This window comes from Paraburkholderia sp. IW21 (assembly GCF_041321145.1).
Lineage (GTDB): Bacteria > Pseudomonadota > Gammaproteobacteria > Burkholderiales > Burkholderiaceae > Paraburkholderia.
In genome coordinates this window covers 1-15,855 of sequence record NZ_JBGGWA010000024.1, presented here as the reverse complement: position 1 = coordinate 15,855, position 15,855 = coordinate 1, and the positions used below count along the sequence as shown (strand labels likewise).

Sequence of the window (15,855 nt, the reverse complement as noted above, 5' to 3'; positions counted from 1 at the left end):
TTGCCCCGCTTTATTTTGCAGTGCATATCGGGTCAGGTTCTTGCCCTCGTCAGGCGGCGGCGAATCCCCGCCATCCATCCGCGAAACGCAGAGGCAATGCTGGTACGGGTATCATTTTGCGCTGGCAAATCAGACGGCGAAGCAAGCTCAGGCGCCCCTCCCAGAACCGCCACCAAGTTTCGTGAAAACTCGTCAGCTACCTTCTCGAGGACCGGAGCCGCCATCGCCGTCAACAATTTACTCATCGAGCCAGTGACCTCAGTGCCGAGAATCATGACCATGTTCGTTCCCCCTGGCACACCAGTCAGGCGAAACGAGCCTTCGCCGTGGAAGGGTTCGTAAGTTGCCTTCAGCTTGAAGTCCGCGCCTTCTCCCGGCAGCCAGCGCACCACGTGCACTGACAGCTCAACAGGTCGAGAGAAAGGCCCGAGGTGTATATCAAGCGTCCACACAGAATCGTCCGGCCCCTTTTCCTCATGCTTTAGATACCCTGGCATCTGCGCAGCCCAATTGCCGATCTCCCTGACGAAGATCCAGGCCTGCGCAGGCTGCTGCCGGACAACGATCTCGCGTTGAGTGGAGATCATTTCGCAGCCTTTTCCACCAACCGCTTTGCTTCTCCGGCCGCGTCGATCCCCGCGATATAGCCGAAGGTCATCCCCGGTCCGAGCGTGGCCCCACGGCCGGGATAACCCGGCCCCGTGATGCTCGCTGCCACGTTACCGGCCGCGTACAAGCCGGGAATCACATTGCCGCGGACGTGAAGCACCTGCGCCCGGCAATTGGTGCGAGGTCCGCCCTTCGTGCCCAACGCGCCAGTATGGATCGGCACAGCGTAGAAGGGCGCCTTTTCGATTGTGCCGAGGTTCGGAAGCATCGCTTGCTTGTCGCCTTGCGACCGGTCATAGGAGCTCCTCCCCTTGCCGAACCGAAGATCGGCCCCCTGGCGCACGCAGTCATTCCATTCCTCCACCGTCGCCAGCAATTGCTTTACATCGATACCCACGTTACCCGCCAATTCTTCCAGGGTGGCCGCCTTGATCAACCACTGCGGATCCGGATCTTCGGGCATGGTGGTGCCGAGGACATATTGGCTCCGGTATTGGCTGTCCATTAAAGCCCAGGCTGGCAGATTCCGAAACACGGGGCCATCGGTCCGAATCTCATGGAACAAACGACCCATGGAGTTGTAGTTCGCTGCCTCATTAACAAAACGTCGGCCATCTCTATTCACCCAGATGACATGGGGGCCGTTGCGCTCCGCAAGCGCTGGGCGGCTTAACGGCTTCCCTTCATACGTCTCCCCGGGAATCATCAGTGACGGGTAATGCCAGGCCTCTGCCATGTTGCCCAAGTCAGCGCCGATCTCCATGGCCATCAACAGTCCATCCCCTTCGTTGAAAGGCGGTGAGTTGGGGTTCTCAATCGGTGCCGTGAGAAACTGCGCCTGCAGGCGCGGGTTCCATTCGAACCCGGCGCTGGCTAGAATGACCGCGGCGCGCGCCCGCACAATCTGCTGCCTGGTTCCCTCCTGCTCACCTATCACTCCCGCCACGCGGTCCCCCTCGACTAGCAGCTTACGGACGCGCGTCTCGAACAAGATTGGAATGTTGCGATCCAGCACTGCCTTCAGAAGCCCCGCGGCGAGTGCCTGACCGATCGTGACAACCCCTTTCATCAAACGCTCTGCAGCCAGATCCTGCGGCACCAGCCAGGGACGAAAGAACGTGTCGTATTTGCCGAATGCCTCCTCCCGCGTGAGCGGGAAGGCAAAAGAGCTAGGCGGACGCAGCCTGGAACGCCAATCTCCCAGCAGGTTGGTGTCGAAAGGCTGTGGCTCAAGGGATCTACCGCCGAATTTCCCTCCGGGAAGCTCAGGCTGGTAATCGGTCGCCGTCATGGCGCCGAATACGAGAGGTGTGTGGTCCTCAAGGTACTTGATCATCGTCGCCGCGGTGTCAACGAAGGTCTCGAGCAGTTCCGGATCAGTTCGCCCCATTGCGAGCTGGGTAAGATAAGCCAGCGCTTCCGCACGTGAGTCTGAAAACCCGAGCTCACCCATCCGGTGGTTCAACGGAATCCAGATTCCGCCGCCAGAAACCGCGGTCGTGCCACCCACTTTGCCAGTGCGCTCCACGATCATGACCTTTGCGCCATGGTCGTGCGCCAGGATTGCAGCCGTCATTCCCGCTGCGCCGGAACCAACCACCACGACATCTACTTCGTCAAGCGTGCCTGTATTCACTGCCAATCTGCTGTCACTCATGTTCAATCCTCGACGCTTCGCGCCACTGCACGGAAATACGAGAGCATCGCGCTCTGATCGGAACCCACCACGAAGAAATGCACCCCCTTGTCGATGTATTCCGGTATCTCCGCTGCCTGCCCTAGAAAAATGCCGGCGGGCCTCTGCGCAGACCTACAGGCGGCAACCACGCGGTCGACCGCTCGCTGCACGGCGGGATCCTGCAGAGAGCCGCAACCGAGCGATACCGCGAGGTCGGCCCTTCCCAGCAGGAAACCGTCCACATCGTCGAGAGCGGCAAGCTCCTCAATGCGCTCGACCGCCGTGGCATCCTCGACCTGACAGATCACGATCGGCCGCTGATGCTCCTGTGCGACGAGTGCTGACTGCTCCAGAGTGCCGTAGTTGCCAACTCGCGGAGAGTTAGAGAAGCCGCGCCCCGCGTCGGAGTATTCGCACGCCCGGCGCATGGCTTTTGCAGTGACCACATCATTAACGCGCGGAACAATGACCCCCGCAGCGCCCAAGTCGAGAACAGACTGGACCGCTCGAGCGGACGCTTCCCGCAGCCGCACCAGCACCGGCAAACCCACTGCGTATCCCGCCAGCACGCATGCATCAACACGGGTCCTATCGAACGGAGCATGTTCTGCATTGTCAACGTCGGGCGCAATTTCCCCAGAAGTGTCGAAGTAAATTTCCCCACCCTTTGCGAACGGTGATCAGCCGGGCTCGTGATCAGGTGAGCTCCTACGGGGACGGCCCGGTCGCCGCCGAGCGGGTTCGGCCGGCACGGGGTTCAGGGAAGACGACCGGTTGCGCAGATGGTCAGGCAGCAGATCGGCGTGCTCGCGCAGGCGATACGACGAACCCTCGATCTGCACCACGATGGCGTGATGCAGCAGGCGATCGAGCAGCGCCGCTGCGACCACGCTATCGCCGAACACTTCGCCCCATTCGCCGAAGCTGCGGTTCGAAGTCAGGATGATGGCGCATCGCTCATAGCAGGCATTGACAAGCTGGAAGAACAGGTTGCCGCCATTCGAGCCGATCGGCAGGTACCCGATCTCGTCAACGATCAACAGGCTGTTGCGTGCAAGGAATCGCACACGTTGCGTGAGATTGCCCTCGCGCTCGGCCTTGGCCATCGAGGCAACAATTTCGGCAAGCGTGCCGAAGTAGACGCTCTTGCCAGCTCGCACAGCTTCGACGCCGAGCGCGACGCATAGATGGGACTTCCCGGTTCCAGGCGGGCCGAGGAAGTGAACTGTTTGCCGCCGCTCAATGAACTCCAGCTGCGCGAGCGCCATGATGCGATCACGGTCCAAGCTGGGCTGGAAACTGAAGTCGTAGCCAGCCAACGTCTTGATCGTACCGAGCCTCGCAGTTTGCAGTGCCATCTTGATGCGCCGGGTTTCACGTGTCGTGAACTCTTCGCCCAGCAACGTTTCGAGTACCTCCATCATGGAGCTGTCGCCTTGCTCGAAACGCTTCATGGTGGCATCCAGTGCTTCGAGCGCACGAGGCATGCGCAGGCCAACGAGGTATCGGCGAATCCGTTCGAGTGTCGATGATGGCATGCTGTTCATGCAGGCCTCCCGGCACCGGCCAGGCGTTTGGCCACCTGGTCATAAAACGCCAGCGGGCGACGCGCAACCGGCGTCGCCGGCAATGGCGCGACATGCTGGGTCGCCTGTTTTTGACGGTCGTGTGAGCGGCGATGTCCTGGCAGCAGCGATGTTCGTCGACGGCCTTCGAGCACTGGATGAACGGCCAGCAGCTTCCCGTCCTCGTAAATGCGGATCTCGTGAGCCAGGCTGTGCACGTCGAGCGTGCGCCTGCGGGTACGGTCAGGCACGCTGTAGTAGTTGCCGCCGACGGATACGAGCCCTTCATGACTGACGCGCCGCTCGAGCCGGATCACACCGTTAAACGTTCCAGCGGGCAACGTTTGCAACGCTGGCCGCTCCTCGCTGAAGTGCTGGGCGACCACACGATGCGTGGTGCCATGCAGGCGGACATTGGCGACGGTGTCTAACCACTCGCGCAACTGACGGTTCATGTCACCGAGATTCTGGAAGCGGCGTGCCAGGAAGAAGTCCTGCCGGATATAACGGTAGGGGCGTTCAACCTTGCCCTTGGTCTTGGCCCGGTAAGCCTTGCATGCACGTGGAGCGAAGCTGTAGTGCTGCGCAAACGCGACCAGCTTCGCGTTGTAGACGATGTGCTTCTCAAGCTCGCCAAGAACTGCGGTCTTCATCCGGTCGTAGAGAATCTCGCGCGGCACGCCACCCAGATGTTCGAATGCTTCCATGTGGCAGCGCAGTACCGTCTGCAGGTCCTGATGCTCAACGAAGCGGCCCCAGAGATACCGGCTATGGCCAAGGACGATCGAGAAGAGCCAGATCGACCTGCGCTGGCCCGGTGCGTCGTCGAATTCAACGTTGAAGTGCGCGAAGTCAACTTGCGCCTGATGGCCGGCGGCAGTCTCGAAGCGTACTTCGAAGCCGCGCTGGCGCGGCGGCCGAACCTCGCGCACCAGATCGCCCAGTGCGGTACGGCCACCTTTGTATCCCATCGCCCGGACCTCGCGCAGCAACCGTTCAACACTGAGTTCCGGGAACGTGCGTACGCGTTCGGTCACATAGCTGACGAACGGGTCGACTACACACGGTCGCGGCGCACGCGGGCCATAGCGTGGCGCCTGAACGCCATCCTTGATGTATTTGCGAATCGTCTTGCGATCCATGTTCAGTCGAGCGGCGATGGCAGAGATACTCAGCCCCTGCCGGTGCAGTTCCAGAATCGTCATCACTTCTCCCAGCTCGACCACCGACACCCCCCAGGACGGATCTCAAGGGCGATATGGTCGGCGATCAGTCGGTGCGGCGCCGGCATCCCTGCCGCGCACCGCACTCATGAAAACTGGGGAAAATTACTTCGACGAAAATGGGGAGTATCTATCCGACGCTGACACTGCATCGAGCACGGCGAAGTCGATGCCGGTTCGACCAAGCACTTCAACGACCGCGGGTGCAGGCGTTTTCACAAAGGTGCCGATCAAGCGCTCGCCAGCACGCAGGCGCTCGCGCAACGCGCGCCCCTCTACCATCGTCACGCCTTGCCTCTACTGCTCGGAAATTCACCCGCCTGGTATTCCACGAGGTGCCTGTAGTCGTCGCGCATCGGCGCAAAGATGTCCAGGTTCAAAGCTACCTCATGGCCGACCGGCTCAATGTAATGCACGGTCCGGGGCGGCACCCGCAGCATGCATCCAGGCGTCATGTGGAACACCCGGTCACCTACGTGGTAATTGAAACTGCCCTGGACGCACACAACCAGTTGCTCGAATTCGTGCTGATGAGGGCGCACGTCAATGGCCGGCGAAATCCAGTTCATCACGAGGATGCTGTCCTCCCCCCGAAAACCGCAACGCTCCACGCCCGGACGAACCACCTCGCGCGGTAGCCGGTTCCAGTCATACATCATGGTCATGGCTTTGGCGCCTCCTGCTCCAAATCGACTACGCTTGTGGCGAAGCCGGCAGGCGACACAACCTCAAGCACTTCCAGATCGTCGCTGTGGCGCAATTCCCGGTGGCGCACCCCGGGAGGCTGGAAAGCCGAGCCGCCGGCCTCAAGCATGACCGCGCCGATGTCCTCGTATTCGAATTCGACCCAGCCTCTCAAGACGTAGAACAGCTGAAATCCGACGGTATGGGTATGCCAGGTCGGCGTGGCCTCCTTGCCGGGAACCGCGCGGATAACGTGCGCGCCGAACATTCCGCCAGTCGCCTCGTTCACGCCAGTGTCGCGGTACTCGAAGAACTCGCGAAGGCCGCGATCAAACCCGCTGCCGTCTTTGGGTGCATGCTGGATTGTGGTCTGAAGCTTCATGCCTGTTTTCCCCTTAATCTCCAAGGGGCCAAACCTCGGCGAGCGCGCCAAGCGCCTCGGCCGCAGTAGGCCACCCGCCGTACAAAGCTGCTGTGAGCAGGCTCTCCTGGACCTCGAGGCGCTTGAGTCCGATGCGCTGCGCAGCGCCCATCCAGCGCTTCGCCATCTGGATCCGGCCAATGACAGTGCTCATGACGATCACCGACAGAACCTTCGCGCGTTCTGGAATCAGATTTCGCTCGTTAAACAGATAGCCGAAAACCCAAGTCACCATCTGTTTGCGGAAGTTGTCGCCCTCAGGCAATGAGATGTCGTCGAAGTCCCCGTCCGGATTACCGAAAAGGCGCTGAGCCGTTTCGCAGGCGGCCACGTACAAATCCCTGCGTGTTTCCCCGCTGCCAACCTCTCCTACCTGCTCGCCCGTCATCTTGCGACGCTTTTCAAAGACTTCATCCATCATCATGAGCGATCCCCGTGACACAGGAAAACCGCCCACGTGGGATATGACCGCGCCGAGCTCCTTCAGCTGATCTTCTGTCCACCCGAGGTTGCGACAGGCGTTCGTCCAGGTTGGCAATACGCCCTCGCGCATAAGCACGCCCAAGGCGGAGACAACCAGCAGACCCCGTGTCTTGAGATCGAGACCGTCGCGGCCGTAGTACTGCCCGAAGATATAGACACTGCAACGATCTGCATAGATGTCATTGCCGCCCTTCTCCCCGATAAGCCCCCATTTTCCGAACAGCGGGTATTGCACCTGTTCGAGCGCCTCGTCCAAAAATTCCGCGCTAAAACCTTCTGTGTGTATGCTGCGGCCCGTCACATGCGGATGGTTGATAAAGTGGGGATCAAAGTCACCTAGGTAGAGACTGTGGACGTGATGGCCTTGTGCCACCAGTTCGGTCTGAGGTTTCTCAACTGCCATTGCCTGACGCCTCCTTTGTATTTGGTGCCCAACTCGGTGAGGTATGCACTGCGACATGGGATTACTTTAGGCGTGCATTCCGCATTGAGCCAATATCAAGTGATCATGTGTGATATAACCGAAACTGATAGGCATCTCGGAGGAGCACATCAATGGACCTGCGGCAAATCAGGACGTTCGTCTATATCGCCGAACTGCGAAGCTACACGCGCGCAGCCGCGTTCCTCCACATAAGCCAGCCTGCTTTGAGCCGGCAAATGAGATTGCTCGAGGAAGAGTTGCGCCTGAAACTGTTCCTTCGTCACGGACACGGAGTAGAACTGACAAACGAAGGTGTTGCGTTCTTCGGGCGCTGCCGGGACGTGCTCAGCGAATTTGAGCAGTTGCGACAAGACTTTCGGTCGACTGGATCAAACAAGGCTGCGATGGGCTTGGTCAGCGTTGGACTGCCAGCGCCTGCGACACGGTTCGCAACTCCGAAGCTACTACACGTTGTACGGACGTCGTACCCAGGACTGTCCGTGCGCTTCGCGGAAGGCTTCAGTGCGCTGCTGCATGAATGGCTTTTAAGTGGAAGCCTTGACTTGGCCGTACTCTTCGGCTCGAACACACCAAAGCTCCTGACCAGCATGCCAGTTCTCGTGGAAGATCTTGTCGCGATTTCTGCCGCCACCAGGACCTCCCGTAAAAAGAACTTTGTGAACGCACAGGATCTGCAGAACACGCCGCTTATCCTGCCGCACCGCCCGCACATTCTCCGCGAGCTGATCGACAGCCTCCATCTGAAAAAAGTAGAGGTCTTGGAAGTCGACTCGACGTCGCTTATGATCGAACTCGCAAGAGTAGGTGATGGCACGACCATCCTTCCCGCAGGCTCGGCGGAGCAATCGATCCGCGCAGGCCATGTGGTTGCTCTTCCGATCATCAACCCGACTCTCAGTTGGCAAGTTTCTATCTGCTATTCGAGCGTGCGCCCCCTCTCCGTCGGCGCTCGGGTTGTGCTCGATCTGATGCGCAGGGAAATCACCCAGAAAGTAACATCGGGAGAGTGGCTTTCTGGTCGTCTGATCAAGCCCGTCACCGAGATGGCCGAGGGCTCCGACGCCATACCCTAGGTATCGAAGTACAACCGGCGGTACGTAAAGACTGGAGATGTGGATATCCTCAACTACGATATCCGGCACATTGACTCATCAGAAATGCAATTCGCGCTAGCCGTTGCCTAACGTAGTTCGCTAATGGTGTGATTCGGCTTGAGCGACGCGCCAGTCACGAAGGGTTCGTATCCATTGCCGGCAACTACTAAAGTGTGCCGGACCGTATCCGCAGGCGCACGCTCGAGGTGCACAGCGTGGCTCACGAGATCCTCATTTACGAGGACGGGGAGTTGCCGGTCGTTCATCCTGTGCTCGAAGGCCGCCGATGAACGTCACTGCTGAAGGCGCAGTTCAACAGCCTCAATCCAGTGCGGCGGTTGCAGGAGGTGCGAATAACCAGCAGACATACGGCTTAAACCGAACGGGGTGACGTGGGAGCAATTGTCGGAATTCGTGCGCGAGGAGTTGACTCGGCTCCTGGTAAATCCGCTGGTTCCCGTGGTCAACGGCGGTCGGGCTCTTGTCGCGCTTGGCGGGGAGACGCACAATGAGTGAGAAGATCATGCTGCAACATCTTCTTCTGTTTCCCCTGCAATCCCGTCAGACACTCAATAAGTTTTCAAGGTTCTCTCGCTGCGCAAAGAAGCTCGCCCTATCACCGCTCCATTTTACAACACCGTTATCCATGATCAGGAAGCGGTCAGCAATACGACCGGGGACGACGAAGTTTTGTTCAACCAGAATGGTAGCAACTCCACTGTCCGCAATCTTTTTCATTGCCGTCACTAACGATCCAACAACCAAGGGTGCCAAGCCTTCAGTCGGTTCGTCTAAAAGGATCGCTCTAGGATTACAAAGTAACGCGCGTCCGAGTGCAAGCATTTGCTGCTCGCCACCCGAGAGAGTTTGGCCTCGCGCCGAGCGCCGCTCGAATAAACGCGGAAAAATCGTCCAGATTTCATCCAGGCTCCATTGAGGTGCATCACATCTGCGCCGCACGAAACTGGCAATCCGAAGATTCTCCTCAACTGTGAGATTGGAGAACACCTGCCGATCTTCGGGAACGTATGCGACACCAAGTCGATTGACAGCTTCAGGACCGAGTAATGACCCGTCCATACCATCGATCAAACGCCGTCCACGTCGACAGGGTAACAAACCCATCAGTGCGCGAAGAGCGGTCGACTTACCGGCTCCATTGCGCCCGACCAAGGCAACAGTCTCGCCCGGCCGCACAGCAATAGATACGCCATAAAGAGCCTGCGTGCTGCCATAAAAAACGTCAGCACCGTCCAAGGCTATGACAGGGTTCATGATTCTTCTCCCGAACCGAGGTAAGACTCGCGTACTTTCGGGTTCGCACGAATTTCGGTTGGTGATCCTCTCGTTAGAACTTGCCCGCCGACAAGCACCACGACATCGTCAGCCAGTCCCATTACAGCATCCATGTTGTGCTCGACAAGGAGTACCGTTCGGTTTGAACAGACTTTACGAAGGAGGGTTAGAAAGAAATCGAGGTCATCGTGTCCCACGCCCGCCAATGGTTCATCGAGCAGAAGGATCACGGGATCACCAATCAACGTCATCCCAAGATCCAGAGCGCGCTGCTGACCATGTGACAGCTCTGCAGCAAGTCGATTACGATAAGTCGTCAAATGCGACCGCTCTAATGCCAGATCAGTCTCTTCGGTCAAACGACGATATCCTGCTACGGACTTCCAGAAAGGTGCAATATCGAAAAGCTGACGCTGCACCGCGAGTCGAAGGTTCTCGTACACGGTCATGGTCGCAAATAAGCTGATATTCTGAAAGCTTCGTGCGACGCCCATTCGAGCCAACTTGCTTGGAGAATTCGATGTAACATCGCGATCGCGTAATCGGATACTTCCGGACGTCGGCCTCAAGAGCCCAGACATCACGTTCATCAACGTAGATTTTCCCGCGCCATTAGGGCCAATCAGCGCTATTGTCTGCCCGCCGCGAACAGAAATGGTCACGTCTCTCAGCGCTTGAAATCCTGCGAAGTCGACACTGATATTCTCGCAGAGCAACACTGGCGAGTGTTCGATCGAACCTGCGATATGACTAGCTGGTACAGCATTCATGTAGCGCCTTTCCCACGAAAATGTCTCCAGAGCCCGGTGACGCCGACGGGCATATATAGCGTACAGAGAACGAAGACGACACCTAAGATGCCCGCCCAATGCTCGGTGTATGAGCCGACCACCTCACGAAGCAGAGTCATCAAAACTACACCTATTACCGGACCCAGGAGTGAATCGCGGCCTCCCAAAAGGGTCATTATGATGAGGTCACCCGAGTTGCTCCACTGCATGAGTTGAGGTCCTGCGAATTGCATCAGACCGGCTAGCAATCCTCCTGCTATCCCGGTATAAGCGCCAGACACGGCAAAGATCGCCAATCTATATCGGCGAACATTCCATCCGAGTTGTTCCGCTCTCACCTCATTCTGACTGGCCGCTCGCAGAACCTGTCCAAACGGGGATCGACGTAACAACGCAGACAAAGCCAATGCGCCAAGGAAAATGCACCCAACGTATACAAGATAATTGAGATCGTCCGCCAGGAATTTCAGGTATATAGTAGGCCTGCTCACGCCGGAAATTCCATCGTCACCTCCCGTCAATCCCTGAAGCCGCACGGTAAGAAGGATATTGGTGAGCTGCGCCAATGCAAGCGTGAGTAATCCGAAATAAATTCCGCTGGCCCGCAACGCCGCAGCGCCAAAAACGAGCGCAAGCAAGGCTCCCAGGACCGCGGAAATAGAAATGGCAAACGAGAAAGGCAGCATCCATTGGGTAGTTAAAATCGCGACTGCATAGGCACCAGAGCCAAGGAATGCAGCATGCCCGAACGACAGCAAACCGCTTAGGCCAAACACTAAATCATAACCCAGTGCCGCAATCGCCCACACTAACATTAATCCCACCAGGAATACCGCACCACCGTCACCTCTTAGATACTGAAAGCCGATGGCGATCAGCCCGACGGCGACAACAATCAAGCCCGTATAACGGATCTTCATCCCTTTCTCCCCGGCCCACGACCAAACAGACCTTGAGGCGACAGTATGAGTACGCCGACGAGTATCGCGTAGGTAAGGATATCCACCCAGTCTGGCAGCCACCTCTGACCTAGAGCCCTTCCCATGCCGATGGCAAGCGCGCTGAAAATGGCCCCACGTATATTACCTAAGCCTCCAATCAGAACCACGAGAAAGCTATCGATGATGATGGTGAAGCCAGCTCCGGGCTGAATAGGAAGTAAAGGCGACGCAATGGCACCACCCAACGCAGCGAGACCCGATCCTACGGCAAAGACTGTAGTTCGAACCGAATCGACCTTAATACCCAGACATCGAACCATGGGGGCATGTGTTTCAGAGGCGCGCAGAATCATTCCCGCACGGCTATGATCTATCACAGCAAACAACGCAAATGAGATGACACCCCCAAATGCAATTACGAAGAGGCGATATATTGCGACCTCAGTACCTGCCACGCTCCATGTTCCTGCCAGCAGGCTCGGAGTTGATACATTCTTGTAATCGAGGCCCCAAATGACCTTTGCCGCTTCGTCTAAAATAAGAACGAGTCCGAATGTCACAAGTAATTGCAGAACATGATCTCGAGAGTAGGTTTTTCTCAGACACAGAATCTCGAACACAAACCCGACTGCTGCCATAATAAACGGTGCAAATACAAGGCCGAGCCAAAAGCTGTTTGTCCATGAGATCGCTTGCCATGTCAGGTACGCACCGAACGAATACATCGCGCCGTGAGCGAAATTCACTACGCCTAGTGTTCCGAAAATGACTGTCAGGCCGGAAGCAAGCAAAAATAGGAGCATTCCGATGCTCAGACCGATAACAATCGTGCTCATGGCCGGCCTTGCCTGACCGGGCACGGTTTTTGACCAAGTTCACTGTCCGTCCATGCGCCGATAATCTTTAACTCAGGTGGAACTCCCGATCCCTTCACGCCTTCAACCATGTAGCTCACCCTGTCTGCCTGATGGTCGCACCATCTCATGCGTTTAGCACCTTCGATACTGCTAGGGTCATCTGATTTTTCCATAGCCGCTATCCAGACCTCTGGATCACTCGAATGTGTCCTTTCGATAACGTCAAGCATCCAATTAACGCCTTCGTAGGCCTCCCCAGCGCCAAATGAGGGCGCAGTTCCGGAGTAGGATTTTCGGTATTCGCTTACAAACTTTCTATTTGCATCATTGTCTATGCTGTAGTGATAGCCCACGGCTGAAACCACTCCAAGCGCTGCATCGCCAGCCGCTTTTGCCATGCTGTCGTCCATAATGGTCGGACCGACAACGCGCATGTGGTCCATCAATCGCACGGCGGCGGCCTGCTTAATAAATGTAACCGCATCACTCCCTGCAAGGAATAACACAAGGGTATTTGCGCCAGAGGCAGCCGCTTTACCGACTACAACTGAGTAATCTGTTGCTCCAAATGGCACGATGTCACTACCTTTCAATGCCACACCATCTGCGGTCAAGCCGTGTTGAATCTCAGCCCAACCTTCGCGGAAGACTGACGCATCAGCTACGACCGCATAAACGGAGGCCGACTTGTTTTTCTCTATATAGTGCTGCACCATCAAAACCTCGTTGCTAAACTTTTCCCTTGTGCGAAAAACATAGCGATGTGGTTTGGCGGTGATTGCATCTGCAGATGATTGTGTGATCAGTAGTGGAATTTTTCGCGACTCACTGATCTGTTCGAGCGCGAGCGTCTCGGAGGAAGCGACGGAGCCAAAGATAAGATCGGCACCTGAAGATGCGGCTTTGATAGCCTTCTGCGACGCAACGTCGGCCTTGCTTTGGGTGTCTTCCCAGACGACTTGTATCGGTCTTCCTAAAACGGTTCTACGCTGCGCGACAGCCAAATTCAAACCTTTCCGCATGTCGTCGCCATAGATCCCGTATGTGCCACTCAAAGCAACTATTCCCACAATTTTGAAAGGCTCAACCGCCATTACGGGCAGGGCAAGCAACGTGCCGATCCATAAAATCAGCATACCGAACGAACGGATGTGCCATGAGCTACGGCAGTCAAACAATCTTCTCAGGAAGGTCATTTTCGTCACCAGAATGAGTTCAGCCAGTATTTAGTAAATTTGGTTAAATACTGGCAATGGTCGAAATCAGAACGATATCGACTATGCCGAATCAGAATTTTGTTCGAATCCCGACGACCGCAACTAGTTGTGAATTGCTCGCGGACGGGGTGGCGGTGTAGATTGATGCAACAGCGGGCTTCAACGTGGAGTCATAGCCGCTCGCTCGCTGATAGCCGCACGTAGCAAAGAGGTCGGTTCGCTTGGAGAGGATGTAATCCGTGCCGATGTTGATTTGCTTATATTTTGCGGCAGGCAAGCTATCGAAAGATGTTCCCTGAGTATAGGTATAGCCAAGTCCGACCATCCACGAAGACGTTATTCTATAACCTACATTCAGTTCGCCCGTATTGAACACGGCAGTGCCAGACAAATTGTTGGGGTTCAGAACGCCGCCTCCAACAGCCCCAAGATCACTGAAACGAACGTTCGAATAAACCGCTGCAATTGAAAACGCACCAAAAGCATAAGAGGCTCCGGCAGTTACAATTTGCTGGCTTTTTGCGGATGCGTAACCGCTATAAACCGGTGTCGCGGTCATATTATTACCAGTTGCACTTGAACTGGGATTATTTCCAAATAGCGAGAAATTTGGTTCGTTTATTTTTTCGAAAGCAGCACCTGCACTGAAAGATCCCAAATTGTAGGATGCGCTAAGTGCCCATATTTGATTCCTCGAATAATCTCCAGCCGCCCCACCAACGCTGTATAAGGCAACGCCCTGGAAGCCATCGAATACAGGGCTATAGTATTTGATCGAGTTATTGACGCGATAACTGTTGTCCAGATTATCCATGTCCCCTGGGTGGGAGGAAAACACTCCACCAATTTGCCCAGCGCCGCCCTGATGCGTACTACCCGCCAATATATATCCCGATACCGAGTCGACAATCGGGTCGTAATGGCGGCCAAACGTGACCTGGCCAAATTTTCCGGCCAAACCCACGTACGCTTGGCGACCGAATTCAGCTCCGCCTTGCTCTAAGGCTCCGGTCTCTACGTTAAAGCCATTTTCCAGACGAAATATAGCTTGTAGACCTCCACCCAAATCCTCTTTTCCAATCAGACCCCAGCGATCTCCCTGTGCGGTGCTATTGGTTATAGCATATTGACGCCCTCCCTTGGCGTTTGTGTTATAGAGCACGCCTTCATCTATCAAACCATATAAAGTCACGCTAGATTGTGCATATGCGGCTCCAGTAACAGCAGTCAATACCGTCGCCACTAAAGGCATCAGTTTCGTTTTCAAAATAAGTCTCCATATGTTTTAATAATCTTATCTTTTCCAAAATCTTGAATAAAACTTAGCCGCAACGGCTTTTTCATAACTGTCCCAGACGATGGCAGTGACGCCTAGAACACTGACCTTTAAATCTTGACACCACCTTTTACTCTATATTGCAATCTTGCAGCAATATTTCAGCATGGAGCTTTCCGCTTATTTACCACGGCAATCTATTTTTTGTATTTTTGATAGATCACTATTTTTCAACTAATAATTAGGCCGAAGATCTGGCGATTCGTATGATGTGAGCTGGTTCCGAGCAATCTCCCTATGCGTTAAAATGGCGCCGCAACGTCTGGGGTAGTCGGGCCGACATCGGATCGCGGGATATATTTTTAGTCTTTCTCCGCACCTGCGTCGCGTCATGATTCGATGCCATTTAGAACGGTTCTTCTTTACTGGTAAGACTTCATATTCTGTATAATATGACAGCCATTCACACACGACAGTACCGTCATAACGATTACTATTTCGACCTTGCTACCCCGCCGTCGGCCTACCAGTGAATTTAGGCGTCCCACCATTAATTTTCCAATACCAAATCTTCTTTGACGTTATAACAAAAACTGATGGACAATCCAGCAGAGGGAGAGAGGTGACTCGGGATATCCATAATGCCCCAAGGGGGCATGCTCCGATCACTTTCCTTCGAAGCGACGCATATACACCGAATGCCGACGGGTCCGTAAACGCGCGTCACACGTAAGGGAAAAAAGGTCAGGTCATCCTGGGTCATGGATTGCGTCCGCAAGTTGGATTGCGGACGCAATCGTGGATCTTCTCAAACACGGAAGCTAGGTGGGCGAAAACTGGCGCTTACGTACGTCAAGCTCTGCCGTAGCGGCGCGCCAATCGAATTTAATTTGGCCGCGAAGCCTGCTAGCGCAGACTGTTCTACGGCGTGCCGACGCTCTACGTCAGCACGCTGGCCTCGCCCCGGCTGCCCGCCCGCGCGGACGTGGCGCTGCGCATCTGCACGTCAGCTGGCGAAGCGCTGCCGCGCGAGATTGGCGAGCGCTTCACCACGCACTTCGGCTGCGAGATTCTCGACGGCATCGGCTCGACCGAGATGCTGCACATCTTTTTCTGTCCAATCGTGTGGGTGAGGTCGAATACGGCACGACGGGCCGCCCCGTCCCCGGCTACGAAATCGAACTGCGCGACGAAACGGGACACACCGTGCCCGACGGCGAGGTCGGCGATCTGTTCATTAAGGGGCCGAGCGCGGCGCTGATGTACTGGAGCAAC

General features: G+C 56.0%; 15 protein-coding genes and 2 pseudogenes. 3 read left to right on the top strand and 14 right to left on the bottom strand.

What is annotated here, in order from left to right:
- Positions 1–32: 32 nt before the first annotated feature.
- From ACAX43_RS32510 to ACAX43_RS32475, 8 genes are all read right to left on the bottom strand, one after another.
- Positions 33–587, bottom strand: coding sequence for a CoxG family protein (locus ACAX43_RS32510; protein WP_370712420.1), 555 nt, complete (start codon positions 585–587; stop codon positions 33–35).
- Positions 584–2,266, bottom strand: a complete 1,683-nt coding sequence (locus ACAX43_RS32505) for an FAD-dependent oxidoreductase (RefSeq protein WP_370712419.1) — start codon at positions 2,264–2,266, stop codon at positions 584–586. Before ACAX43_RS32505 ends, ACAX43_RS32510 begins: the two co-directional genes overlap by 4 nt.
- 2 nt (positions 2,267–2,268) lie before the next feature.
- Entirely contained in the window at positions 2,269–2,832 is a 564-nt protein-coding gene (locus ACAX43_RS32500) for an HpcH/HpaI aldolase/citrate lyase family protein (protein ID WP_370712418.1), read from the bottom strand.
- 135 nt (positions 2,833–2,967) lie between these two features.
- Entirely contained in the window at positions 2,968–3,834 is an 867-nt protein-coding gene (gene istB, locus ACAX43_RS32495; protein ID WP_370712417.1) for an IS21-like element helper ATPase IstB, read from the bottom strand.
- On the bottom strand, positions 3,831–5,057 hold the full coding sequence (istA, locus tag ACAX43_RS32490) for an IS21 family transposase (protein ID WP_370712416.1): 1,227 nt from the start codon (positions 5,055–5,057) through the stop codon (positions 3,831–3,833). The genes istB and istA overlap by 4 nt, the downstream gene beginning before the upstream one ends.
- Positions 5,058–5,359: 302 nt before the next feature.
- On the bottom strand, positions 5,360–5,740 hold the full coding sequence (locus tag ACAX43_RS32485) for an AraC family ligand binding domain-containing protein (RefSeq protein ID WP_370712415.1): 381 nt from the start codon (positions 5,738–5,740) through the stop codon (positions 5,360–5,362).
- Positions 5,737–6,141 carry a cupin domain-containing protein gene (locus ACAX43_RS32480; RefSeq protein ID WP_370712414.1) on the bottom strand — a complete coding sequence of 135 codons (405 nt, stop codon included), beginning with the start codon at positions 6,139–6,141 and terminating at the stop codon, positions 5,737–5,739. Before ACAX43_RS32480 ends, ACAX43_RS32485 begins: the two co-directional genes overlap by 4 nt.
- Before the next feature lie 13 nt (positions 6,142–6,154).
- Positions 6,155–7,066, bottom strand: a complete 912-nt coding sequence (locus ACAX43_RS32475; RefSeq protein WP_370712413.1) for a hypothetical protein — start codon at positions 7,064–7,066, stop codon at positions 6,155–6,157.
- Positions 7,067–7,218: 152 nt separating this feature from the next.
- Between ACAX43_RS32475 and ACAX43_RS32470 the strand changes: the two genes are divergently transcribed.
- Together ACAX43_RS32470 and ACAX43_RS32465 are read left to right on the top strand one after the other, a co-directional pair.
- Complete coding sequence (locus tag ACAX43_RS32470) at positions 7,219–8,181, top strand: LysR substrate-binding domain-containing protein (protein ID WP_370712412.1); 963 nt, start codon at positions 7,219–7,221, stop codon at positions 8,179–8,181.
- A gap of 122 nt (positions 8,182–8,303) precedes the next feature.
- Positions 8,304–8,570: pseudogene (locus ACAX43_RS32465) on the top strand (IS21 family transposase); the annotation flags it as partial.
- Between the two features lie 193 nt (positions 8,571–8,763).
- On the opposite strand, the gene ACAX43_RS32460 reads toward ACAX43_RS32465, so the two are convergent.
- From ACAX43_RS32460 to ACAX43_RS32435, 6 genes are all read right to left on the bottom strand, one after another.
- On the bottom strand, positions 8,764–9,477 hold the full coding sequence (locus tag ACAX43_RS32460; protein WP_370712411.1) for an ABC transporter ATP-binding protein: 714 nt from the start codon (positions 9,475–9,477) through the stop codon (positions 8,764–8,766).
- Complete coding sequence (locus tag ACAX43_RS32455) at positions 9,474–10,268, bottom strand: ABC transporter ATP-binding protein (protein WP_370712410.1); 795 nt, start codon at positions 10,266–10,268, stop codon at positions 9,474–9,476. The genes ACAX43_RS32460 and ACAX43_RS32455 overlap by 4 nt, the downstream gene beginning before the upstream one ends.
- Positions 10,265–11,209, bottom strand: a complete 945-nt coding sequence (locus ACAX43_RS32450; protein WP_370712409.1) for a branched-chain amino acid ABC transporter permease — start codon at positions 11,207–11,209, stop codon at positions 10,265–10,267. The genes ACAX43_RS32455 and ACAX43_RS32450 overlap by 4 nt, the downstream gene beginning before the upstream one ends.
- On the bottom strand, positions 11,206–12,066 hold the full coding sequence (locus ACAX43_RS32445; protein WP_370712408.1) for a branched-chain amino acid ABC transporter permease: 861 nt from the start codon (positions 12,064–12,066) through the stop codon (positions 11,206–11,208). Before ACAX43_RS32445 ends, ACAX43_RS32450 begins: the two co-directional genes overlap by 4 nt.
- Positions 12,063–13,283 carry an ABC transporter substrate-binding protein gene (locus ACAX43_RS32440; protein ID WP_370712407.1) on the bottom strand — a complete coding sequence of 407 codons (1,221 nt, stop codon included), beginning with the start codon at positions 13,281–13,283 and terminating at the stop codon, positions 12,063–12,065. Before ACAX43_RS32440 ends, ACAX43_RS32445 begins: the two co-directional genes overlap by 4 nt.
- 91 nt (positions 13,284–13,374) lie before the next feature.
- A complete protein-coding gene (locus ACAX43_RS32435) occupies positions 13,375–14,571 on the bottom strand; it encodes a porin (protein ID WP_370712406.1) in 1,197 nt (398 codons plus the stop codon).
- A gap of 937 nt (positions 14,572–15,508) precedes the next feature.
- Here ACAX43_RS32435 and ACAX43_RS32430 point away from each other — a divergent pair.
- Positions 15,509–15,855: pseudogene (locus tag ACAX43_RS32430) on the top strand (AMP-binding protein); the annotation flags it as partial.

Excerpts from the sequence above, each read along its gene's own strand:
- ACAX43_RS32510 (WP_370712420.1), bottom strand. The coding sequence starts at position 587 with ATGATCTCCACTCAACGCGAGATCGTTGTCCGGCAGCAGCCTGCGCAG.
- ACAX43_RS32505 (WP_370712419.1), bottom strand. The coding sequence starts at position 2,266 with ATGAGTGACAGCAGATTGGCAGTGAATACAGGCACGCTTGACGAAGTA.
- istB (WP_370712417.1), bottom strand. The coding sequence starts at position 3,834 with ATGAACAGCATGCCATCATCGACACTCGAACGGATTCGCCGATACCTC.
- istA (WP_370712416.1), bottom strand. The coding sequence starts at position 5,057 with ATGACGATTCTGGAACTGCACCGGCAGGGGCTGAGTATCTCTGCCATC.
- ACAX43_RS32485 (WP_370712415.1), bottom strand. The coding sequence starts at position 5,740 with ATGACCATGATGTATGACTGGAACCGGCTACCGCGCGAGGTGGTTCGT.
- ACAX43_RS32480 (WP_370712414.1), bottom strand. The coding sequence starts at position 6,141 with ATGAAGCTTCAGACCACAATCCAGCATGCACCCAAAGACGGCAGCGGG.
- ACAX43_RS32475 (WP_370712413.1), bottom strand. The coding sequence starts at position 7,066 with ATGGCAGTTGAGAAACCTCAGACCGAACTGGTGGCACAAGGCCATCAC.
- ACAX43_RS32470 (WP_370712412.1), top strand. The coding sequence starts at position 7,219 with ATGGACCTGCGGCAAATCAGGACGTTCGTCTATATCGCCGAACTGCGA.
- ACAX43_RS32460 (WP_370712411.1), bottom strand. The coding sequence starts at position 9,477 with ATGAACCCTGTCATAGCCTTGGACGGTGCTGACGTTTTTTATGGCAGC.
- ACAX43_RS32455 (WP_370712410.1), bottom strand. The coding sequence starts at position 10,268 with ATGAATGCTGTACCAGCTAGTCATATCGCAGGTTCGATCGAACACTCG.
- ACAX43_RS32450 (WP_370712409.1), bottom strand. The coding sequence starts at position 11,209 with ATGAAGATCCGTTATACGGGCTTGATTGTTGTCGCCGTCGGGCTGATC.
- ACAX43_RS32445 (WP_370712408.1), bottom strand. The coding sequence starts at position 12,066 with ATGAGCACGATTGTTATCGGTCTGAGCATCGGAATGCTCCTATTTTTG.
- ACAX43_RS32440 (WP_370712407.1), bottom strand. The coding sequence starts at position 13,283 with ATGACCTTCCTGAGAAGATTGTTTGACTGCCGTAGCTCATGGCACATC.